Here is a 21,422-nt window from a genome sequence, read left to right on the forward strand (position 1 = left end):
CGGGTCAGACGGCGGGTCCGGTGAGATAGCGGCCCTTCTCGTCGTACGGCCAGACGTTGGGCACACAGCCGTTCATGCCCTTGATCTGCTGCATCATCGCGGGCGCCGGCTGTCCCTTGCCGGGGCAGCCGACGTGGCCGTGGCTGAGGAAGTGGCCGACCTCGTGGTTGATGATCAGTGCGCGGTAGGCCGTGACGTCCTTGGCGTAGACGGGAGTTGCCAGCAGCCAGCGCTTGAGGTTGACCATCACGTTCTGGCCCACGCTGCAGTTGACCTCGCCGCCGGTGTTCAGCCCGTACTGTCCGCAGATCTTGTCCACCGTTCCGGGCGTCGCGACCCGGACCACGAAGTCGGTGGTGCCGCCCGGGACCCGCCGGAACGCCGAGTGGCCGTCGGCCGTCCAGCCGCGCCGGTCGCCCAGGATGTCCTCCACCTGCTCGGCGACGTCCGCGGCGGACAGGTCGAGGCCGTTCTCGACGTCGACCCGGTAGCGCAGGGCATTGCCCTTCCCCACCGTGTCGCTGCCGCCGGACGCGCTGGCGAACGTGCCCGGCCCCGTCGACGGGATGTCGGGCTGCGAAGGCCGGTCGGACGAGCCGACGGACGAACTGGCTGAGGAACTGGCGGACGAACGGGGCGGCGTGGTCCTGACGCCGGCTGTCGGCCGGGCGGAGCCGGGGTCGGACTCGGCGCCGGCCTCGGCGCGCTTCGTGGGTTCGGACCGGGCGCCGGTGTGTGTGCCGCCCGCATCCGCGGACGTCCAGCCCACGGCCGCGAAACCGGCGGCGCCCAGGACGGTCAGTGCGGCCAGACCTGCCCACAAGGGCCGCTTCCGCCCGCGCAGGGAGGCATGTGACGGGCCACTCCGGCGACGACGGCTGTTGGAAGGAGTTGCTTTGTGCGCGGTCATGGTTGTTCAGATTGTGATCGCGATGTGATGGGTTCTGGCTCGAATGATAACAAAAGGGTAACGTCCTGTCGGATCCGGGTCCATGTGATCATCCGGTAACAGAGTCCCGAACGGGCTGACGGCGTACGGATACTGAGCGCATGCCACGCGTTCTGCTGATCGAAGACGACCGTGCCGTGCGGGAGGGTGTCGCCCTCGCCCTGCGCCGCCAGGGTCACGAGGTCGCCGCCGCCGAGACCGGCGAGGCCGGCCTTGAGCGGCTGCGGTCCTTCCGACCGGACGTCGTGGTGCTGGACCTCATGCTGCCCGGCATGTCCGGCCTGGACGTGTGCCGGGGGATGCGCGCCCTCGACCAGACCCTGCCGATCCTCATGGCGACCGCCCGGGGCGACGACGAGGACATCGTCGTAGGACTGGAGGCCGGAGCCGACGACTACGTGGTGAAACCCGTGCAGGCCAGGGTGCTGGAGGCGCGGATCCGCGCCGTGCTGCGCCGGGCGGGCGGGTCGCCCGGCGAGGGCGGCATACCGAAGATCGACACCTATGGAGACCTGTCCATCGACCGGGCCGGGCTCGCGGTCTCCCGAAAGGGCGCACCGGTCGCCCTCGCGCCCTCCGAACTGAGGCTGCTGCTCACCCTGTCCGCCTCGCCCGGCCAGGTGTTCAGCCGGCAGCAGCTCCTGGAGGCGGTGTGGGAGCACAGCTACCACGGGGACGCGCGTCTGGTGGACGCCTGCGTCAAACGGCTGCGGGCCAAGATGGGCGACCCGCCGCGCGAGCCCCGCTACATCCAGACCGTGCGCGGCTTCGGCTACCGGTTCGCGTCCCGGTGAGGGGCTCCGAGCGGCGCTCGTCGGAGGGCTCGTCGGGAGGCTCGCTGAGGGCCCGCGTCCGAGTACCCCAACTGCGCGGTCTGCGCGTGCGGTTGGTCGTGGCGTTCGCGCTGGTCACCGCCCTCACCGCCGCCTCCACCGGTGCCCTGACCTTCCGCGAGGCACGCACCGGGGTGCTCCAGCAGAGCCAGGATGCCGTCATCAAGCTGCTGCGCACCCAGGTCGGCCGGCTCGCCCCGGCCCTGGCCTTCCCGCCGGGCGAGAGTGAACTGCGGCGGTTCGCGGTCGACGTGGCCGGCGCCGAACCCTCCGGGGTCTGGCGCGTCATGGTCGACTACGGCGATGTGAGCGCCACGTCCGTCCCCGACGACCCGTTCGAGGAGCTGACGTCCGCCCTGCGTTCGGCCGTGGACAGCAGCTCGGCCACCGTCTTCCAGCGGGTGAACAGCGGCGACCACACCGCACTCGTCGTCGGCATGTCGGTCGCCTACGCGGACTCCGCCGCGGGGGCCACGGTCGCCTCCGGGATCCAGGTCTTCCTGACCGTGCCGCAGACCACGGAACTGGCGTACGTCGACGCCCTGGTCGCCGCCGTGGAACGGGCCACCGTGGCCGCCCTGGCGCTGGCGGTGCTGCTCGCGCTGCTCGCCGCGCGCGGGGTGCTCCGTCCGGTACGGGCGCTGCGCCGGGCGACCCGCAGCATCGCCGAGGGGCGGCTGGACACCCGGCTCGCCGTCGAGGGGTCCGACGAACTCGCCGATCTGTCACACACGTTCAACGAGACGGCCGCCGCGCTGGAGGAGTCGGTGGCGGAACTGCGCGGCATGGAGGCCCGCGCCCGCCGTTTCGCCGCGGACGTCTCGCACGAACTGCGCACCCCGCTGGCCGCCATGTCGGCGGTCACCGACGTACTCGACGAGGACGCCGACCGCCTCGACCCGGACACCGCCACCGCGGTCCGGCTGATCAGCGAGGAGACCGTGAAACTGGCCCGTCTGGTGGACGACCTGATGGAGATCTCCCGATTCGACGCGGGCGCGGCGGTCCTGCACCTGGACGAGATCGACCTCGCCGAGTCGCTGCGGCGCACCCTCGCCGCCCGCGCCTGGACCGACCTGGTCGACACCGATCTGCCACCGCCCGACGCCCTGCGCGGACGCGTCGACCCCCGGCGCCTCGACGTCGTCGTCGCCAACCTGGTCGGCAATGCCCTGCGGCACGGTGCGCAACCCGTCCGGCTTCGGCTGTCCGAAGGTACCGGGCGGCTCGCGGTGATCGAGGTGCTGGACAGCGGGCCCGGCATCCCCGACAGCGTGCTTCCCCACGTCTTCGAGCGGTTCTACAAGTCGGACGCCGCCCGCACCCGCACCGAGGGCAGCGGTCTGGGCCTCGCGATCACCGCCGAGAACGTCCGTGTGCACGGCGGCACCGTCCGCGCGGCGAACCGACCGGAGGGCGGCGCCGTCTTCACCGTGGAACTCCCGCTGTACAGGGACGAGTTGCCCGGGGAGGGCGGATCATGAGGGCCGTACGCCGAACCGCGCTGCTGCTGTCATCCCTGGGGTTGCTCACGTCCTGCGGCATCCCGGCCACCGGAGTGGTGGAGGCGGGCGGTCCGGCCAGCGGAGTCGTGCCGACGATACGGGTCTACTTCGTGACGGACGGCACCCTGGTGGCCGTCCCCCGCCAGACTGTGGCGCCGGTCGACGTCGAGTCGGCCGTGCGGGTGCTGCTCCAGGGGCCGAGTGCCGACGAGGAGGTCAAGCGCATGACCACGCTGTTGCCGCTGCCGGGCGCGTTGCCGGCGTTCACCTCGACGCCGACGCCGACGCCGACGCCGACGCCGACGCCGACGCCGACGCCGACCCCCTCGACCCTCTTCCCCGACGGTGCCGCGCGGGCTCCGCAGGAGGCGGACCTGTCGGACCTCGTGAAGGTGACCGCCCGGGAGAACCGCGTCTCCATCGACGTGTCCGCCCTGGCGGGGAAGGTGAGCGATCTCGCGGCGGCCCAGCTCATCTGCACGGCCGTAGGGGCGCAGCGCGTGGCCGACCTCCGGGCCGAACCGGCACCGGTGACCGTCACGGATCGGACCGGCCGGCGCGTGGAGGGGACCGGCGCGCAGTGCCCCGACCTCTAGAAGGCCCTCGAAATACGTTGCACGATACGTATCGTCTCGCCTAAATTCTCCGTCATGACCAGTCGACCCGCCCACATCGCCATGTTCTCCATCGCCGCCCCCGGCCACGTGAACCCGAGCCTCGAAGTGATCCGCGAACTCGTGGCGCGGGGGCACCGGGTCACGTACGCGATTCCGCCCGTGTTCGCCGAGAAGGCCGCCGAGACCGGTGCCGAGGTGAAGCTCTGGAACTCGACGCTGCCCGGCCCCGACGACGACCCCGAGGCCTGGGGCACCACCCTGCTGGACCACGTGGAACCCTTCCTGGCGGACGCGATCCAGGCGCTGCCGCAGCTCATCGACGCGTACGAGGGTGACGAGCCCGACCTCGTGCTGCACGACATCACCGCGTACCCGGCCCGGGTCCTCGCCCGCCGCTGGGGCGTGCCCGCGGTCTCCCTGTCGCCGAACCTCGTCGCCTGGGAGGGCTACGAGGCGGAGGTCGCCGAACCGATGTGGGCCGAGCCGAAGAAGACCGAGCGCGGACAGGCCTACTACGCCCGCTTCCACGCCTGGCTGGAGGAGAACGGGATCACCGAGCACCCGGACCCGTTCGTGGGGCGCCCCGCTCGCTCCCTCGTGCTGATCCCGAGGGCGTTGCAGCCGAACGCCGACCGGGTCGACGAGAGCGTGTACTCCTTCGTCGGCGCCTGCCAGGGCGACCGCACGGCCGAGGGCGACTGGCACCGGCCCGCCGACGCCGAGAAGGTGGTCCTCGTCTCGCTGGGGTCGACCTTCACCCGGCAGCCGGACTTCTACCGGGAGTGCGTCAGGGCCTTCGGCGACCTGTCCGGCTGGCACCTCGTTCTCCAGATCGGCAGGCACGTCGACCCCGCCGAACTCGGAGACCTGCCGAGGAACGTCGAAGTACGGTCCTGGGTACCGCAGTTGACGATCCTGAGGCAGGCCGACCTGTTCGTCACGCACGCCGGTGCGGGCGGCAGCCAGGAGGGTCTGGCCACGGCCACTGCGATGATCGCCGTACCCCAGGCCGTGGACCAGTTCGGCAACGCGGACGTGCTCCAGTCGCTCGGTGTGGCCCGTCACCTCCCCACGGAGGAGGCGACCGACGAGGCGCTGCGGGCAGCCGCCCTCGCGCTGGTGGACGATCCCGAGGTCGCCCGACGGCTGAAGTCGATCCAGGCGGAAATGGCCGAGGAGGGCGGCACCCGGCGCGCGGCCGACCTCATCGAGGCCGAACTGCCGTAGCGCCACCCACGGCAGAGGGCCCGTTGGCTCCCCACGTGACCAACGGGCCCTCAGTCTTGCCAGGTTCGGCGGGGGAGGTATCAGACCCCCAGCCGCTCACCCTCGTCGTCGCGCACCGTCGGCCGGACCACGTCCTGAGGGGCCTCGTCATGGGTGAGGTCCGGCAACCCGTGCAGCCACTTCGGCAGGTACCAGTTGCGCTCGCCGAGCAGCGCCATCACGGCCGGCAGCAGCACGCCCCGGATGATCGTCGCGTCGATGAGCACCGCGGCCGCGAGGCCGACGCCCATCTGCTTCATGGACTGCATGGACAGCGTCCCGAAGATCGCGAAGACGGCGACCATGATGATCGCGGCACTGGTCACGACACCGGCGGTGGTGACCACTCCGTGCTGGATGGCCTGGTTCGTCGTACGGCCGCGCAGCCGCGCCTCGCGGATCCGCGAGACCACGAACACGTGGTAGTCCATCGACAGACCGAACAGGATCACGAAGAGGAACAGCGGCAGCCAGGTGATGATGGCCCCGACACCCTCCGCGCCCACCAGGGACGCGCCCCAGCCGTGCTGGAAGACAGCCACGAGGATGCCGTAGGCCGCGCCCACCGACAGTAGGTTCAGCACGATCGACGTGATCGCGACGGTCAGCGAGCGGAAGGACAACAGCATCAGCGCGAAGGCGAAGACCACGACGAACGCGAAGACCGGGATGACGGCTCCGGCCAGCTGGTCGTTGAAGTCCTTCGACCCGGCGACCTGTCCGGTGATCGGCGCCTCGAGGCCGTCGACCTTGCCGAGCGTGGCGGGCCGCACCTCGTCGCGCAGCTTGTCCAGGCTCGCGCCCGCCTTGTCCAGGTCGGAGCCGCCCACCAGCGGGACGTACACATAGGCGACGTTCTGCGCGTCGTGCAGCTTGATCTCGACCGGGCCGCGCGAGGCGCCGGACGAGACGGCCTCCTCCTTGAACGCGGCGAGCGCGTTCTTCACCTCGGGGGCGTTGATGTCGTCCGCCTCGACGACCACCTCGGCCGGGTCGGACCCGCCCGGGAAGGCGTCGTTGAGCCGGTTGTACGTCTGGACGATCGGCAGCGAGTCACCGAACTCCTGGTCCAGGGTGAGCTGCTGAGTCTTCATGCCGACCGCCGGCGCCGCGATCGCCAGCAGCGCGCCGGCCGCCACCACCACGGAGACGACGGGCTTGGCGAGAACGCCCTTCAGGACTGCCGTCCAGAACCGGCTCTCGCCGCCGGCCCCGTCACGGCGGCGACGACGCAGGAAGGGGATACGGCCCTTCTCGACCCGCTCGCCCAGCAGGGACAACAGCGCCGGCAGTACGGTCACCGAGCCGACCATGGCGACCGCCACGACCATCAGCGAGGCCAGGCCCATCGCCTCGAACTCGGCGAGACCGGTGAACAGCATGCCCGCCATGGCCACACACACCGTGACACCGGAGACGATGATCGCGCGGCCGCTGGTCGCGGCGGCGACCCTCAGGGCCGTCTGGGCGTCCCGGCCGGCCTCGCGCTCCTCGCGCTCGCGGCGCAGGTAGAACAGGCAGTAGTCGACGCCGACGGCCAGACCGACCAGCAGCATCACGGAGTTGGCCTGGTCGCTCATCGGCATCACATGGCTGACGATGCCCATCAGACCCATCGTCGCCATGATCGCGGTGACCGCCAGCAGCACCGGCAGCAGCGCGGCCACGAGCGCGCCGAACGCGATCAGCAGGATGCCGAGCGCCACCGGCACGGCGGAGTACTCGGCCTTCTTGAAGTCGTCCCCGAACGCGTCGGCGAACGTCTTCATCATGCTGGCGCCGCCGATCTCCTCGATCCGCAGCGACCCGTGCTCCTTCTGCACCCCCTCGACGGCCTTCAATACCGGCTCGACCCGCTCGCCCGCGGTGTCCGACTCGCCGCGCATGTCGAACTGCACCAGCGCGCTGCGGCCGTCCTTCGAGATGGTGTTCGTGTCGTAGGGCGAGGCGACCCCCGTGACCTCGCCCGTCCCCTCGACGGCGTCGACGACCGCGGTGACGGCGGCCCGGAACTGCGCGTCCGTGGCCTTGACGCCGCCGTCCCTGGCCTGGATCAGCACCGTCTCACTGGCCGGCTCGTCGATCCCGGCGTCCTCGATGATCTTGGCGGCGGTGCGTGTCTCGCCCTTCAGCTGGTCGCTGTCCTTGACGTCGACCCGGCCGGCCGCCGAACCGAGCCCCATCGCCAGGACGACGAACAGCACCCAGATACCGACGGCAGCCCATCGGTGCCGGGCACTCCAGCCGCCGGCTCGCGCGGCCAGGCCCCGCACCCGTGTATCTCCGTTCCCCATGACGGGCTTGCCCCCTCGTGTGCGGTGACAGCCCCCTGCCGCCACCTTTCACTTCGAAGGTATGGGGCGGATAAACCCCTCACCTCCTGCTGCTCGGTGAGGTCCCGCGGCCCGGCGTCATCCTCCCGGTACCCGCGTCTCCCCACTGGGTAGGACGGCGGCCCCCTACATCTACCGGGTGTCCGGTCCGTCGGCAGAGCCCCGCTTTGTCATTACGAAAACTTGTTGAATAAGTCACAGGTTCGTGAAGTGGTTGAACCGAGCCCTCCGGATCCGCCAGAGTTTCGGCCAGTCCGCATCACCGGACCCGGCCGTCGTGCCCACCCCCACGGGGCACGACGGCCCGTCCCGGCGCGACATCCACCGCCGGTTCGCGTGTGTGGCGTACGTCACCGGAACTCACCGTCCTGGACGAGCAGTTGAAGACGTGACCACAGATATGCGAACCCGGATACGGGCCGGGGATCCGGACGCCTTCGCGGAACTCTTCGACGACTGCGCCCGCGCGGTGTACAACCACGCCTTCCGGCTGACCGCCGACTGGTCCGCGGCCGAGGACGTCATGGCGACGACGTTCATGGAGGCGTGGCGGCGCCGGGCGTCGGTCGAGGCCGAAGGGGGTTCGCTGCGGCCCTGGCTGCTGGGCGTCGCCACCAACGTCGCCCGCTCCCAGTACCGCAGCAACCGGCGCTACCGCAACGCGGCCAGGGCCGCGGCAGCCGCGAACGCCGCGGAGGAGTACGTCGAGGACCACGCCGAGGAGACCGCCGGACGCGTGGACGACCGGCGCCGCATCAGCGCCACGCTGACCGCCCTCAGCGCGCTCAAGCCCCCCGAGCGCGAGGTTTTGACGCTGTGTCTGTGCGAGGGCATGGAGTACGCCGAAGCGGCCGGCGCCCTCGGCATCCCTGTCGGCACCGTCCGCTCCCGGCTGTCTCGTGCCCGCGGCAAGCTGCGCAAACTCGCCGACGCCGAACTGCTCCGAAAAAAAAGGGAACTCACCGCCCCAGACCGGCAGATAACAGGTGATCGCGGATACGTGATCCGGTCCGCACAGGAAGGAAACCGATGAACGCCACCCCCTCCCAGCCGCACCCGGCTGAGTGGACGGAGACCCAGCAACTCCTGCCCTCCGTCGAGCGTGATCTGCCGGCGGGCCGCCACCAGTTCCACAAGGAGCAGATGATGGCCCAGATCCACGAAGACCTCCGCGCCGCCGCCCGCCCGGCCGCCCCGGCCGTCACCCCGCAGCGCCGCAACCCCTTCCTGCGGCGCGCGATCCTGCTGCCCGCCGGGGTCTTCGCCCTGGCCGGCGCGGTCGTCGCCGGTGTCGCCCTGTCCGGCGGCAACGGCGACGGCGGCACGGCCGACCTGGCCACCGGCCCCGCGCTGACCACCCAGATCGGCGCCGCCGATCCCAAGGGCGCCCCCCAGCTGCTCGACCGCATCTCACTCGCCGCCGCCGACACCTCCGGCCCCACGGTGCACGACGGCCAGTTCACCTACATCGCCTCGAAGGTGGCGAGCACCTACCCCAAGACCGTCGACGACAAGACCACGATCGTCAGCCAGGAGCTGCACGACCGTCGGGTCTGGCTGTCCCCCGAGGGGAAGGACGGCTGGCTGATCGAAGCGGGCGAGACGAGCGACGAGGGCATGACCCTGGCCGGGCCGAACCCGTTCGCCGGGGCGTACAACGCCCTGGTCAAGCTGCCCACCGACCCCGACGCGCTGCTGCGGCACATCTACAAGGAGTCGGACGCCGACCGGGACCCCGAAGTCCCCCGCGACCAGGCGGCCTTCGTCGCCATCGGCGAGCTGCTGAACGAGAGCTACCCGCCTGCCGACCTCAGCGTCGCCCTGTACAAGGCCGCGGCCAAGATTCCGGGGGTCGTCGCGGTGGACGACTCGGTCGACGCCATGGGCCGTCACGGGATCGCGGTGGCGAGGCAGAACGACACCGACGGGCAGCGCACCGAGTGGATCTTCGACAAGAAGACCCTGGCGTTGCTCGGCGAGCGCACCGTCCAGGTCAAGGCCGACAAGGACGGGGAGCTCAAGGTCGGCACCGTCGCGTTCACCAGCGCGATCACCCAGCGCGCGGTCGTCGACGGCAACAAGCAGATGCCCGGGAAGGCGAGCTGACGTGCCCTTCGGTTCCTCATCGGCGGCGCCGGCCGCCCTCCTGGTCGCCGACACGGACGGGAACACGTACACGGTGACCGTCCTGAAGGCGAATCTCCTCACCTAGCCGATCCTGTCCGTCCGACGACACCACCCCCCGCCGGGTCGACCCGGCGGGGGGCAGGACTGCTTATGGTGTGCGGATGACGACGACGTATGCGGCGCTGCTGCGCGGGATCAACGTGGGCGGCAGCAGAAAGGTCCCGATGGCCGACCTCCGCGCCCTGCTGGAGAGCCTCGGCCACCACGACGTGAGCACCTATCTGCAGAGCGGCCAGGCCGTGTTCGCCAGTGACCACGGGGACGAGGAGTCGCTGGCCGACGAGCTCACGGCGGCGATCGAGAAGCGGTTCGGCTTCGCGGTCGACGTCATCGTGCGCGACCACGCCTACCTCAGGGCGATCGCCGAGGCCTGCCCCTTCCCCGCCGCCGACCTGGAGGCCAGGCAACTCCACGTCACCTACTTCTCCGCCCCCGTCGACGAGGAACGCTTCGCCGAGATCGACCGGGCCGCCTACCTCCCGGAGGACTTCCGGCTCGGCGACCGCGCCCTGTACCTCTACGCCCCGAACGGCCTCGGCCGTTCCAAGCTCGCCGAGCAGCTCTCCAAGCCCAGGCTGAACAAGGGCGTGATCGCCACCAGCCGCAACTGGAACACCGTCCTCAAGCTCGTGGAGATGACCGGCTCAGCCTGACGTTCCGTACGCCGCCGTCAGCGCGTCCAGCCTGGTCAGGTCGGACGCGGACAGCCGTACGGCACCGGCGTCCAGGTTCTCCTCCAGATGCGCGAGGGAGCCGGTGCCCGGCGTTGGGCACAGTGCCGGGGAGCGGTGCAGCAGCCACGCCAGGGCGATCTGACCGGGGCTCGCACCGTGCGTGGCGGCGATGTAGGCGCACACCGGGTCCGAGGTCAGCGATCCGTTGCCCAGGGGGAACCACGGCAGGAAGGCGACCCCGCGCGCCTCGCACACCTTCAGCAGCGGCTCGGAGGCACGGTCGAGCAGGTTGTAGCGGTTCTGGACGGACGCCACGGACGTCAACTCCATGGCGGCTTCCAGCTGTTCGACGGTGACCGAGTCGAGGCCGACGTGCCGTACCTTGCCCTCGGCGCGCAACTCGTCGAGCGCGCCCAGCTGTTCGGCCATCGGGACGTCCGGGTCGAGCCGGTGCAACTGGTACAGGTCGACGGTCTCCAGCCGTAACCTGCGCAGACTCGCCTCGCACATCTCCCGCAGCCGCTCGGGCCGCCCGTCGATGTGCCAGGCGTCGTCGCCGGTGCGCACGACACCGCCCTTGGTGGCGATCACCAGCCCCTCCGGGTACGGGTGCAGGGCCTCGGCCACGAGTTCCTCGGCGATCGACGGGCCGTAGTTGTCCGCCGTGTCGATCAGTGTGACCCCGCGCTCCACCGCCCGCCGCAGCACCGCCACCGCGTCCGCCGGGTCGCCGCGTGGGCCCCAGTAGCCGGGGCCGGTGAGCTGTGCGGTGCCGTAGCCGAGCCGTCGTACCGGCAGTTCCCCGCCCAGCGGGAAGGAGTCCTGGATCATGCGGCGAGCCTACGCAGGAGCGCTCCGGCCGGACAGGGGGAGGCTGTCGCGTTTGTTCAAGAGCCCCGGGCGCGTTCTCCGTAGCGTAGGAGGCATGAACAAGGACGACCTCTACCCGTACATGAAGGAATGCGCCGCCGAGGCGGCCCGTGTCGCCCGTGGTGTCCCGGCGGCACGGTTCGACGAGCCCACCCACTGCCCGGACTGGGACGTCCGCGCACTGGTCAACCACTGGGTCCTGTACACCTCGCACGGTCTGGAGCACCGCGCCCTGCGCAAGCAGCTGCCCGAGGAGCTGGTCGCACGCGACTTCACCGCCGAGCCGGACTGGGCCGAGGCCTACGCCGCCCAGCTGGACCGGGCGGTCGCGGCCTGGGCGGACCCGGCGGTGTGGGAGGGCGAGCTGGACCTCGGCATGGCGGTCATGTCCGCCGTCGAGATCGCCTCGATGATCATCAAGGAGATGGCGGTGCACGGCTGGGACGTCGCCACGGCCACCGGCCAGGAGTTCCACGTCTCCGAGGACGCGGCCCGCTTCGTCCTCGACGTGGTTCTCACACACGGCGACATCTACCGGCAGTACGACGGCTTCGCCGACCCGGTGCCGGTACCCGGCGACGCGCCGGCGTTCGAGCAGGCCCTCGCCGCGAGCGGACGCGATCCGCGACAGCACGCCCTGGGAGCCACGACGGGCGTCTGACACCGCGTCGGTGGCGTCGGTGCGTCCCGCTCCCGCGTCGTCACGCCCCCACGCCGGACGTCGGACGACGTCAGGCCCCCACGGCCGCCAGCAGCGGCATGTGGGCCGCGTCGTACCGCTTGAGCAGCACCCGCGCCACCTCCGGCGAAGGGCCCAGCACCTCGGCCAGGACGTCCGCCTCGGCCGCGCCCAGGGCGATCCGGTCGGGGAGGAAACCGGGCGCCAGGACGTACGGCGCGACGGCGACCCGCTCGCAGCCGAGGGCGCGCAGTTCCCGTACCGCGTCCTCGGTACGGGGGAGAGCAGCGGAGGCGAACGCAGGTCGCACGGCGCACCAACCGGTGTGCCGCCACTCCCGCGCGATTTCAGCGATCACTGCGATCGCCTCCGGGTCGGTGGACCCCGCCGAGGCCAGCACGACCCCGGTCGAGGACTTGTCGGCGGGCGTCAACCCCGCCTCGTACAACCGCCGTTCGAGGGCGGTGAGCAGCAGCGGGGAGGGGCCGAGCACCTCGGCCTGCCGGATCCGCAGCCGCGGCGGCGCGTCCCGCAGGACCGCCGGGATGTCCGCCTTCGCGTGGAACGCGCGGGTCAGCAGGAGGGGGAGCGCCACGATCTCCTCTACGCCCTCCGCCGCCAGCGACTCCAACACCCCTTGCACGGAAGGGATGTTGAAGTCCAGGAAACCGGTCTCCACCCGCACGTCGGGGCGCAGGGAGCGCACCCGACGGACGAGGGCGTGCACCGTCGCGGCGTGCCGCGGGTCGCGGCTGCCGTGGGCGATGACCAGCAGAACCGGCTTCTTGGACGTGGTGTACATGGGGCTCAGCTCTTCACCAGCAGGCCTCGGCTGCGCAGCACCCACCGCTCCAGCGGACTGAAGATCAGCAGGTCGATGGCGATACCGACGAACAGGATGAGCAGGATGGCGAGGAAGACCGTGGCCATGCTGCTGTTCGTACGGCCCACCTCCAGCAGTTGGCCGAGGCCCACGCCGAGGTCCGGCGCCGTCGCGATGATCTCGGCGGCCATCAGCGACCGCCAGGAGAACGCCCACCCCTGCTTCAGCCCCGCCACATAGCCGGGCAGCGCCGCGGGCATCACGATGTGCCAGGTGCCGCGCAGACCCGTCGCCCCCAGCGTCCGTCCCGCGCGCAGGAACAGCGGCGGTACCTGGTCGACACCGGACACCAGACCGTTGGCGATCGACGGCACCGCGCCGAGCAGGATCACCGCGTACATCATCTCCGGCTTCAGGCCCAGCCAGATCACGGCGGCCGGCACCCAGGCCACCGACGGCAGCGACTGCAGACCGGACAGGATCGGACCGATCGCCGCGCGCACGAACTTCACCCGCGCCACGACCAGGCCGAGCGGCGTGCCGATGATCAGGGCGAGCAAGAAGCCGAACAGGCCGCGCGAGACGCTGGTCCAGATGTAGTCGAGCAGGGTGCCCCTGAGCCACGCGTCCTCGACCTCGGCCCAGACGGCGCCGGGGGAGGGCAGCCTCGACGGGTCGTCGACGATCTTCAGGGAGATCAGGCCCTGCCAGATCGCGAGCACCACGACGGTGGCGACGATCGGCGGGAAGATCTTCTCGCGGAAGGTCTGCCGGAAGGGCGGACGGCCGGTGACCGAGGTCTCCAGCGCGTCGAGGCCCGCCTCGATGCCGCCCAGCGCGGAGCCGTCCTTGGCGCTCCCGTCGGTCGTCTTCGTGTCAGTGCTGGCCATGGCGGCGGATCTCCCCACGCAGTACTTCGGTGATCTCGACGGACAGTTCCGCCACCGGCGCGTCCTCGATACGGCGCGGCTGCGGGATGTCGACCGTCCACTCGCGCGCGATCCGCCCCGGACGGGAGGACAGCAGGATCACGCGCTGTGCGAGCCGCACCGCCTCGCGCACGTTGTGCGTCACGAAGAGGACGGACACGCCGGTCTCCGCCCAGATACGCGTCAGTTCGTCGTGCAGCACGTCCCGGGTGATGGCGTCGAGGGCCGCGAACGGCTCGTCCATCAGCAGCAGGTTGCTCTCCTGGGCGAGCGCGCGGGCCAGCGCCACACGCTGGCGCATACCGCCCGACAGTTCGTGCACCCGCTTGCCGTACGCGCCCTTCAGCCGGACCAGGCCGAGCAGTTCCTCGGTCCTGTCCCGACGTTCGTTCTTCGGAACTCCCCGCAGGCGCAGGGCGAGTTCGATGTTCTTGCCCGCGGTCAGCCACGGGAAGAGGGCGTGCTCCTGGAACATCAGGGCCGGGCGGCCCTCCGTCGTGATGGACCCGACGGTGGGCTTGTCCAGCCCCGCCACCAGGTTCAGCAGCGTGGACTTTCCGCAGCCCGAGGCCCCCAGGAGGGTGACGAACTCGCCGGGTGCGACATCGATGCTGATGTCGTCCAGCACGAGCTGTTGCCCGGCGGGGCCCGCGAAGGACTTCGAGACATGCTCAATGCGCGCCGCGTGCTCCACCGTCTCGGCGGCCTTGGCGAAGGTCGTGGCCATGGTCGTCACCTCCTGGGAACTCATCGGGACCTGACTCAGCCGACGCCGAGACCGGCGTCGCTGACGGTGCTCTCGCCCTCGGCCTTGAGGACCTTGTTCAGCGGCGTGAGGTCGTAGATGCCCTTCAGGTCGGGCTTCTCCAGCAGACCCGCCTTGACCGCGTGCGCCGCCTCGGTGTTGAGGGTGGCGGCCAGCGGGTCGTCGGTGAACTGGATCGACTTCCACGCCGGGTCGATGACCGCGGCCGGCAGCGCCTTGCCCGAGTCGGACTCCAGCTGCTTGTTCGCCGCCGCCTTCGCCGCGTCCGGGTTCGCGTTGATCCACTTGTTGGCGTCGACGGAGGCCTTCAGCACGGCCTCGACGGCCTTCGGGTGCTCCTTGAGGAAGGCCTGCCGCACGATGATGTTCGTGATCACGAACTTCTTGTCCGGCCACAGGTCGGCCTCGTCGAGCAGCACCTTGCCGCCCTCGGCGACCAGCTTGGACGCGGTCGGCTCGGGCACCCACGCGCCGTCGATGGAACCGGACTTGTAGGCGTCCGGGGTGACCTTGTTGTCGGTGCGGACGACCGAGACGTCGCCCTTGCCGCTCTCCGCGTCGACCTTCCAGCCCTGCTCCGCGATCCAGTTGAGGAACGCCACGTCCTGCGTGTTGCCCAGCTGGGGAGTCGCGATCGACTTGCCCTTGACGTCCTTCAGGGACTTGATCTTCTTCGGGTTGACGACGAGCTTCACACCGCCGGACGCCGCACCGCCGATGATGCGCAGGTTCTTGCCGCCCGACTTGATGTAGCCGTTGATCGCCGGGGACGGGCCGATGAAACCGATGTCGATCGACGAGGAGTTGAGGGCCTCGATCTCCGACGGGCCGGCGTTGAAGATCTGGTAGCCGGCCTTGGTGGCGCCGAGCTGCTTCTGGAAGTAGCCCTTCTGCACGCCCACCAGCGCGGTCGCGTGGGTCAGGTTGCCGAAGTAGCCGATCTTGACGGAGTCGAGGCCGTCGATCTTCTTCGCCCCGGCGGCGACCTTGGCGGTCCCGTCGTCCTTGGCGTCGGAGCCGTAGCCGCAGGCGGCGAGGGTGAGCAGCGGAAGAGCGGTCACTGCGGCTATGCCGCGGCGAAGAAGGGCTGAGCGCTTGACAGGCACGGGAGGTGTTCCCCTCGTTGGCCCGGCGGTCACGGTCTTTCAGGTCGTGGCCGGGAGGTCGGCAGGTTTTCGTCTACGGCGGTGGGGGGTGAGGGCGCGCGAGCAGTGCGCGTACGTCAACGCACACATCGCGCAACCCCGCCCTGCCCGCTGCCGAGGGCACCGCTGCCGACGCGGCCGCCCTCCTTCGCGAACGAGGAGTAGAAATCGGTGGAGTTCATGGTCAGAAGTCCCACCCGTCGTCCTCGGCCGCGTCCTTGACGGGCTCCGGGGACGCGAACGACTCGCCGACCATGCCTGCGGTCAGGGTGGTGCCGTCGTTCGGGTCGATCAGGATGAACGAGCCGGTGCGCCGCGAGTCCGCGTAGGAGTCGACCGGCAGCGGCTCGGCGGCACGGATCTTCACCCGGCCGATGTCGTTGGCGACGAGCTGTCCCGGGTGCGGGTGCAGGGACAGGTCGTCGAGCGTGAGCCGGGACGGGATGTCCTTGACGATCGCCTTCACCGTGCGGGTGCCGTGCTTGAGCAGCACCCGGTGGCCGACGGTCAGGGGCGCGTCGGCGACATGGCAGACGGTCGCCTCGATGTCCTGGGTGGTCGGCGGCGCGTCCTTGCTGGGCACGATCAGGTCGCCGCGCGAGATGTCGATGTCGTCCTCCAGCAGGAGGGTCACCGACTGGGTGGTCCAGGCGATGTCGACCGGCGTGCCGAGCAGGTCGATGCCGGAGATCTTCGTCGAGCTGCCGGACGGCAGCACCGTGACCTGCTCGCCGACACGGAAGGAACCGGCGGCGATCTGGCCCGCGTACCCCCGGTAGTCGGGGTGTTCGGAGGTCTGCGGCCGGATCACGTACTGCACGGGCAGCCGGGCGTGGCAGTGGCTGAGGTCGTGGGCGACCGGCACGGACTCCAGGTGCTCCAGGAACGTCGGCCCGCCGTACCAGTCCATGTTCGCCGACGGTTCCACCACGTTGTCACCGGCGAGCGCCGAGATCGGGATGGCGGTGACCTCGGGGACGCCCAGCTCGGTGGCGTACGCCGTGAACTCCTCGGCGATACCCGCGAACACGGTCTCCTGGTAGTCGACCAGGTCCATCTTGTTGACGGCGAGGACCACGTGCGGGACGCGCAGCAGGGCGGCGATCGCGGCGTGCCGGCGGGTCTGTTCGACGACGCCGTTGCGGGCGTCGACGAGGATCACCGTCAGTTCGGCGGTGGACGCGCCGGTGACCATGTTGCGGGTGTACTGCACATGCCCGGGGGTGTCGGCGAGGATGAACCGGCGGCGGGGCGTGGCGAAGTAGCGGTAGGCCACGTCGATGGTGATGCCCTGCTCCCGCTCGGCCCGCAGGCCGTCGGTCAGCAGCGCGAGGTCCGGGGCCTCCTGGCCACGGCTCGCCGAGGCGCGCTCGACGGCCTCCAGCTGGTCGGTGAGGATCGACTTGGAGTCGTGCAGGAGGCGGCCGACGAGGGTGGACTTGCCGTCGTCGACGGAGCCGGCGGTGGCGAACCGCAGCAGCGTGGTTTCCGAGAGTTCCTCGGTCGTGAGCGTGCTCATGATTAGAAGTACCCCTCGCGCTTGCGGTCTTCCATCGCGGCCTCGGACATCTTGTCGTCGGCGCGGGTGGCGCCGCGTTCGGTGAGCCGGGAGGCGGCGATCTCGGTGATCACGGCGTCCAGCGTGGTGGCGTCGGAGTCGACGGCGCCGGTGCAGGACATGTCGCCGACCGTGCGGTAGCGGACCTGCCGCTTCTCGACGGTCTCGGTGTCCTTCGGGCCGCCCCACTCGCCGGCCGTGAGCCACATGCCGGCCCGCCGGAACACCTCGCGCTCGTGGGCGAAGTAGATCTGCGGCAGCTCGATGCCCTCGCGGGCGATGTACTGCCACACGTCGAGTTCGGTCCAGTTGGACAGCGGGAACACCCGGACGTGCTCGCCGGGAGCGTGCCGTCCGTTGTACAGGTTCCACAGTTCGGGCCGCTGGCGGCGCGGGTCCCACTGCGAGAACTCGTCCCGCAGCGAGAAGACCCGCTCCTTGGCGCGGGCCTTCTCCTCGTCGCGGCGACCGCCGCCGAACACCGCGTCGAACTTCTCCGCCTGGATCTTCTCCGTCAGCGGAAGCGTCTGCAGCGGGTTACGGGTGCCGTCCGGGCGCTCCTTGAGGACGCCCCGGTCGATGTAGTCCTGCACGGACGCGACATGCAGCCGCAGACCGTGCTTGTCGACCGTGCGGTCCCGGTACTCCAGCACCTCGGGGAAGTTGTGCCCGGTGTCCACGTGCAACAGCGAGAAGGGGACCGCCGCGGGAGCGAACGCCTTCAGCGCGAGGTGCAGCATGACGATGGAGTCCTTGCCGCCGGAGAACAGGATCACCGGCCGCTCGAACTCGCCCGCCACCTCGCGGAAGATGTGCACCGCCTCGGACTCCAGCGCGTCCAGGTGCGACAGGTCGTACGGGGTGTCCGTACCCTCCTCGACCTCGGCTGCGGTCGTCGTCATGCCAGTCCCCTCTCGGTGAGCAGCGCGTGGAGCGCGGCCGCGGACTCCTGGACGGTCTGGTGCTGCGACTCGATGCGCAGATCGGGCGAGACGGGCTCCTCGTACGGGTCGTCGACCCCGGTGAGCCCGGTCAGCTCGCCCGCCGCCTGCTTGGCGTACAGGCCCTTGACGTCCCGCTCGCTGCACACGTCGACCGGGGTCGCCACATGCACCTCGACGTACGCGGCCCCGCCGTCCTGGTGGCGCCCCCGCACCGCCTCGCGGCTTTCGGCGTACGGCGCGATCACCGGGACCAGCACCTTGACACCGTTGCGGGCCAGCAGTTCGGCGACGAAGCCGATGCGCTGCACGTTGGTGTGCCGGTCCTCGCGGGAGAAGCCGAGGCCCGCCGAGATGAACTCGCGGATCTCGTCGCCGTCGAGCACCTCGACGAGGTGGCCTGCCGCGCGGAGCCGGCCTGCCAGCTCGTACGCGATGGTGGTCTTGCCGGCACTCGGCAGACCCGTGAGCCAGACGGTGGCTCCGGTCGTCACTTGGTTCTCCTGATTCGTCGACAGCACAGTGGTCATCCGTGCAGCCCGCACTCGGTCTTGTTGCGGCCCGCCCAGCGGCCGGCGCGGGCGTCCTCGCCCTCCAGGACGCGGCGGGTGCAGGGTGCGCAGCCGACGGAGGCGTAGCCGTCCATCAGCAGCGGGTTGGTGAGGACACCGTGCTCGGTGACGTACGCGTCCACGTCGTCCTGGGTCCAGCGGGCGATCGGGGAGATCTTGACCTTCTGGCGCTTCTCGTCCCAGCCGACGACCGGGGTGTTCGCCCGGGTGGGGGACTCGTCGCGGCGCAGCCCGGTCGCCCAGGCCGCGTACTCCTTGAGGCCTTCCTCGAGCGGCTGGACCTTGCGCATCTTGCAGCACAGGTCGGGGTCGCGGTCGTGCAGCCTGGGGCCGAACTCGGCGTCCTGCTCGGCGACCGTCTGCCGCGGCGTCAGCGTGATGACGTTGACGTCCATCACGGCCTCCACCGCGTCCCGGGTGCCGATGGTCTCCGGGAAGTGGTAGCCGGTGTCGAGGAAGACGACGTCCACGCCCTTCCTCACCCGGGACGCGAGGTGGGCGACCACCGCGTCCTCTATCGAGGAGGTCACGCAGAAGCGCGCTCCGAAGGTGTCGACCGCCCACTGGAGGATCTCCAGCGCGTCGGCGTCCTCCAGGTCGCGGCCCGCCTGCTCGGCGAGTGCCTTCAACTCCTCGGTCGTACGGGCTTCCTGAGCCGTCGTCATATCTGGTCCCGTCCGTTGTCGGCCCGCTGAACACCCCGGGCCAGCAGCCCGAGGAACTTCAGCTGGAATGCGCGATTGCATGCCGCGCATTCCCAGGCACCGTGACCTTCGTCGTTCGGACGCAGGTCCTCGTCGCCGCAGTAGGGGCAGTAGAAGGGGGCGGCCCGTTCGCTCATGAGAGGGCCTCCTCGGATGCGCGGGTGGCCCAGGTGGCGAAGCGCTCGCCGTCCTCGCGCTCCTCCTGGAAGCGCTTGAGGACGCGCTCGACGTAGTCGGGCAGCTCGTCGGAGGTGACCTTCAGGCCGCGCACCTTGCGGCCGAAGGCGGCCTCCAGACCCAGCGCGCCGCCCAGGTGCACCTGGTAGCCCTCGACCTGGTTGCCGTCCTTGTCGAGGACCAGCTGGCCCTTGAGACCGATGTCCGCCACCTGGATACGGGCGCAGGCGTTCGGGCAGCCGTTGATGTTGATGGTGATCGGCTCGTCGAACTCCGGGATGCGGCGTTCCAGTTCGTCGATCAGCGCGGAGCCCCGCTGCTTGGTCTCGACGATGGCGAGCTTGCAGTACTCGATGCCGGTGCAGGCCATGGTGCCGCGCCGGAACGCGGAGGGCTTGGCGGTCAGGTCGAGGGCCTGGAGGGCCTCGACCAGCGACTCGACCTGCGCCTCCTCGACATCGAGCACGATCATCTTCTGCTCGACGGTGGTACGGACCCGGCCCGAGCCGTGGGCCTCGGCGAGCTCCGCGATCTTCGTGAGCGTCGCGCCGTCCACGCGGCCCACCCGCGGGGCGAAGCCGACGTAGAAACGGCCGTCCTGCTGCCGGTGCACGCCGACGTGGTCGCGCCAGCGCTCCACGGGCGCGGCGGGCGCGGGGCCGTCGACGAGCGTGCGCTTGAGGTACTCGTCCTGAAGGACCTGGCGGAACTTCTCCGGGCCCCAGTCGGCGACCAGGAACTTCAGCCGGGCGCGGGTGCGCAGGCGCCGGTAGCCGTAGTCGCGGAAGATGCCGATCACGCCCGCCCAGACGTCCGGGACCTCGTCCAGCGGAACCCAGGCGCCGAGCCGGACGCCGATCTTCGGGTTGGTGGACAGGCCGCCGCCGACCCACAGGTCGAAGCCGGGGCCGTGCTCGGGGTGCTCGACTCCGACGAACGCCACGTCGTTGATCTCGTGGGCGACGTCCAGGAGCGGGGAGCCGGAGATCGCGGTCTTGAACTTGCGGGGCAGGTTGGAGAATTCGGTGCTGCCGATGAACCGGTTGTGGATCTCGTCGATGGCCCAGGTGCCGTCGATGATCTCGTCCTCGGCGATACCGGCGACGGGCGAGCCGAGGATCACGCGGGGGGTGTCACCGCAGGCCTCGGTGGTGGACAGGCCGACCGCCTCCAGGCGGTTCCAGATCTCGGGCACGTCCTCGATGCGGATCCAGTGCAGCTGGATGTTCTGCCGGTCGGTGATGTCGGCGGTGCCGCGCGCGAACTCCTGCGAGATCTCGCCGATGACCTGCAGCTGGCGGGTGGTCAGCCGGCCGCCGTCGATACGGACGCGCAGCATGAAGTACTTGTCGTCCAGCTCCTCCGGCTCCAGGATCGCGGTCTTGCCGCCGTCGATCCCGGGCTTGCGCTGGGTGTACAGACCCCACCAGCGCATCCGGCCGCGCAGGTCGTTGGGGTCGATCGAGTCGAATCCGCGCTTGGAGTAGATCGTCTCAATGCGTGTCCGCACATTGAGACCGTCGTCGTCCTTCTTGAACTGCTCGTTGCCGTTGAGCGGGGTGTGGTGCCCCGCGGCCCACTGACCCTCACCGCGGTGACGGCTCACCTTGCGGCGGGGAGTCGCGGCAGCAGGATTCTGCGGGGTGGCGGCCATGGTTGATACGTCCTTCGGGACAGGCGGGAAAGCGGCTCTGACCTGCGTATGTGCGCGCACGGGAGTGCGTGCGCGGCGCTGCGCGGGAATGAGACGGAAGGGGAATGTCGGACTTGCCGGGGCTGTCAGCTCGCTGGACAGATGGCGCTGGACATGCGGCCGAGGTCGACGTGCCGCCGACTCACCAAGGCAATTCCAGTTCCAGACATGACGGAAGCGTGTCATGGCGATCTGGACACA

The 21,422-nt window shown here is 70.3% G+C and carries 21 protein-coding genes and 1 pseudogene; 8 read left to right on the forward strand and 14 right to left on the reverse strand.

Features of this window, described 5'->3' with window-relative positions:
* Positions 1-4 precede the first annotated feature (4 nt).
* Positions 5-802: a DUF3152 domain-containing protein gene (locus tag OHA64_RS36895; protein ID WP_405624268.1), complete on the reverse strand. Its 798-nt coding sequence runs from the start codon at positions 800-802 to the stop codon at positions 5-7.
* 248 nt (positions 803-1,050) lie between these two features.
* Here OHA64_RS36895 and OHA64_RS36900 point away from each other — a divergent pair, with 248 nt between their 5' ends.
* The 4 genes and pseudogenes from OHA64_RS36900 to mgt all read left to right on the forward strand — a co-directional run bounded on the left by OHA64_RS36900 (position 1,051) and on the right by mgt (position 5,131).
* Positions 1,051-1,743 carry a response regulator gene (locus tag OHA64_RS36900; protein WP_405620729.1) on the forward strand — a complete coding sequence of 231 codons (693 nt, stop codon included), beginning with the start codon at positions 1,051-1,053 and terminating at the stop codon, positions 1,741-1,743.
* 86 nt (positions 1,744-1,829) lie between these two features.
* Entirely contained in the window at positions 1,830-3,266 is a 1,437-nt protein-coding gene (locus tag OHA64_RS36905; protein WP_405620731.1) for a sensor histidine kinase, read from the forward strand.
* Complete coding sequence (locus tag OHA64_RS36910) at positions 3,263-3,883, forward strand: hypothetical protein (RefSeq protein WP_405620733.1); 621 nt, start codon at positions 3,263-3,265, stop codon at positions 3,881-3,883. Before OHA64_RS36905 ends, OHA64_RS36910 begins: the two co-directional genes overlap by 4 nt.
* Positions 3,868-5,131: pseudogene (gene mgt / locus OHA64_RS36915) on the forward strand (macrolide-inactivating glycosyltransferase). Before OHA64_RS36910 ends, mgt begins: the two are co-directional and overlap by 16 nt.
* Positions 5,132-5,211: 80 nt before the next feature.
* On the opposite strand, the gene OHA64_RS36920 reads toward mgt, so the two are convergent.
* Positions 5,212-7,464: an MMPL family transporter gene (locus tag OHA64_RS36920; RefSeq protein WP_405620735.1), complete on the reverse strand. Its 2,253-nt coding sequence runs from the start codon at positions 7,462-7,464 to the stop codon at positions 5,212-5,214.
* Positions 7,465-7,891: 427 nt separating this feature from the next.
* Here OHA64_RS36920 and OHA64_RS36925 point away from each other — a divergent pair, with 427 nt between their 5' ends.
* From OHA64_RS36925 to OHA64_RS36935, 3 genes are all read left to right on the forward strand, one after another.
* A complete protein-coding gene (locus tag OHA64_RS36925; RefSeq protein ID WP_405620737.1) occupies positions 7,892-8,536 on the forward strand; it encodes an RNA polymerase sigma factor in 645 nt (214 codons plus the stop codon).
* Entirely contained in the window at positions 8,533-9,609 is a 1,077-nt protein-coding gene (locus tag OHA64_RS36930) for a CU044_5270 family protein (protein WP_405620739.1), read from the forward strand. The genes OHA64_RS36925 and OHA64_RS36930 overlap by 4 nt, the downstream gene beginning before the upstream one ends.
* Before the next feature lie 182 nt (positions 9,610-9,791).
* Positions 9,792-10,343 carry a DUF1697 domain-containing protein gene (locus OHA64_RS36935; protein ID WP_405620741.1) on the forward strand — a complete coding sequence of 184 codons (552 nt, stop codon included), beginning with the start codon at positions 9,792-9,794 and terminating at the stop codon, positions 10,341-10,343.
* Here OHA64_RS36935 and OHA64_RS36940 read toward each other — a convergent pair.
* Entirely contained in the window at positions 10,335-11,195 is an 861-nt protein-coding gene (locus OHA64_RS36940; RefSeq protein ID WP_405620743.1) for an aldo/keto reductase, read from the reverse strand. The two genes, OHA64_RS36935 and OHA64_RS36940, sit on opposite strands and share 9 nt — an antisense overlap.
* A 94-nt stretch (positions 11,196-11,289) precedes the next feature.
* Between OHA64_RS36940 and OHA64_RS36945 the strand changes: the two genes are divergently transcribed.
* On the forward strand, positions 11,290-11,895 hold the full coding sequence (locus OHA64_RS36945) for a TIGR03086 family metal-binding protein (RefSeq protein WP_405620745.1): 606 nt from the start codon (positions 11,290-11,292) through the stop codon (positions 11,893-11,895).
* Between the two features lie 70 nt (positions 11,896-11,965).
* Here the strand turns inward: OHA64_RS36945 and OHA64_RS36950 are convergent, their stop codons facing one another.
* From OHA64_RS36950 to OHA64_RS37000, 11 genes are all read right to left on the reverse strand, one after another.
* Entirely contained in the window at positions 11,966-12,715 is a 750-nt protein-coding gene (locus tag OHA64_RS36950; RefSeq protein WP_405620747.1) for a sirohydrochlorin chelatase, read from the reverse strand.
* A 5-nt stretch (positions 12,716-12,720) separates the two neighbouring features.
* Positions 12,721-13,626 (reverse strand): ABC transporter permease, encoded by a 906-nt coding sequence (locus OHA64_RS36955; protein ID WP_405620749.1) that lies wholly within the window; start codon positions 13,624-13,626, stop codon positions 12,721-12,723.
* On the reverse strand, positions 13,613-14,416 hold the full coding sequence (locus OHA64_RS36960) for an ABC transporter ATP-binding protein (RefSeq protein ID WP_405620751.1): 804 nt from the start codon (positions 14,414-14,416) through the stop codon (positions 13,613-13,615). Before OHA64_RS36960 ends, OHA64_RS36955 begins: the two co-directional genes overlap by 14 nt.
* A gap of 11 nt (positions 14,417-14,427) precedes the next feature.
* Positions 14,428-15,537 (reverse strand): ABC transporter substrate-binding protein, encoded by a 1,110-nt coding sequence (locus OHA64_RS36965; protein WP_405620753.1) that lies wholly within the window; start codon positions 15,535-15,537, stop codon positions 14,428-14,430.
* Positions 15,538-15,760: 223 nt separating this feature from the next.
* Positions 15,761-17,095: a sulfate adenylyltransferase subunit 1 gene (locus tag OHA64_RS36970; RefSeq protein WP_405620755.1), complete on the reverse strand. Its 1,335-nt coding sequence runs from the start codon at positions 17,093-17,095 to the stop codon at positions 15,761-15,763.
* A gap of 2 nt (positions 17,096-17,097) precedes the next feature.
* Positions 17,098-18,036 (reverse strand): sulfate adenylyltransferase subunit CysD, encoded by a 939-nt coding sequence (cysD, locus tag OHA64_RS36975; protein ID WP_405620757.1) that lies wholly within the window; start codon positions 18,034-18,036, stop codon positions 17,098-17,100.
* A complete protein-coding gene (gene cysC / locus OHA64_RS36980) occupies positions 18,033-18,605 on the reverse strand; it encodes an adenylyl-sulfate kinase (RefSeq protein WP_405620759.1) in 573 nt (190 codons plus the stop codon). The genes cysD and cysC overlap by 4 nt, the downstream gene beginning before the upstream one ends.
* On the reverse strand, positions 18,602-19,312 hold the full coding sequence (locus tag OHA64_RS36985) for a phosphoadenylyl-sulfate reductase (protein WP_405620761.1): 711 nt from the start codon (positions 19,310-19,312) through the stop codon (positions 18,602-18,604). Before OHA64_RS36985 ends, cysC begins: the two co-directional genes overlap by 4 nt.
* Positions 19,309-19,488: a hypothetical protein gene (locus tag OHA64_RS36990; protein WP_362431508.1), complete on the reverse strand. Its 180-nt coding sequence runs from the start codon at positions 19,486-19,488 to the stop codon at positions 19,309-19,311. The genes OHA64_RS36985 and OHA64_RS36990 overlap by 4 nt, the downstream gene beginning before the upstream one ends.
* Positions 19,485-21,182: a nitrite/sulfite reductase gene (locus tag OHA64_RS36995; RefSeq protein WP_405620763.1), complete on the reverse strand. Its 1,698-nt coding sequence runs from the start codon at positions 21,180-21,182 to the stop codon at positions 19,485-19,487. The genes OHA64_RS36990 and OHA64_RS36995 overlap by 4 nt, the downstream gene beginning before the upstream one ends.
* Positions 21,183-21,307: 125 nt before the next feature.
* Entirely contained in the window at positions 21,308-21,391 is an 84-nt protein-coding gene (locus tag OHA64_RS37000) for a putative leader peptide (RefSeq protein ID WP_309486338.1), read from the reverse strand.
* Positions 21,392-21,422: the final 31 nt, after the last annotated feature.

The organism is Streptomyces sp. NBC_00076, assembly GCF_045041235.1.
In the GTDB taxonomy this organism is placed as follows: Bacteria; Actinomycetota; Actinomycetes; order Streptomycetales; family Streptomycetaceae; genus Streptomyces.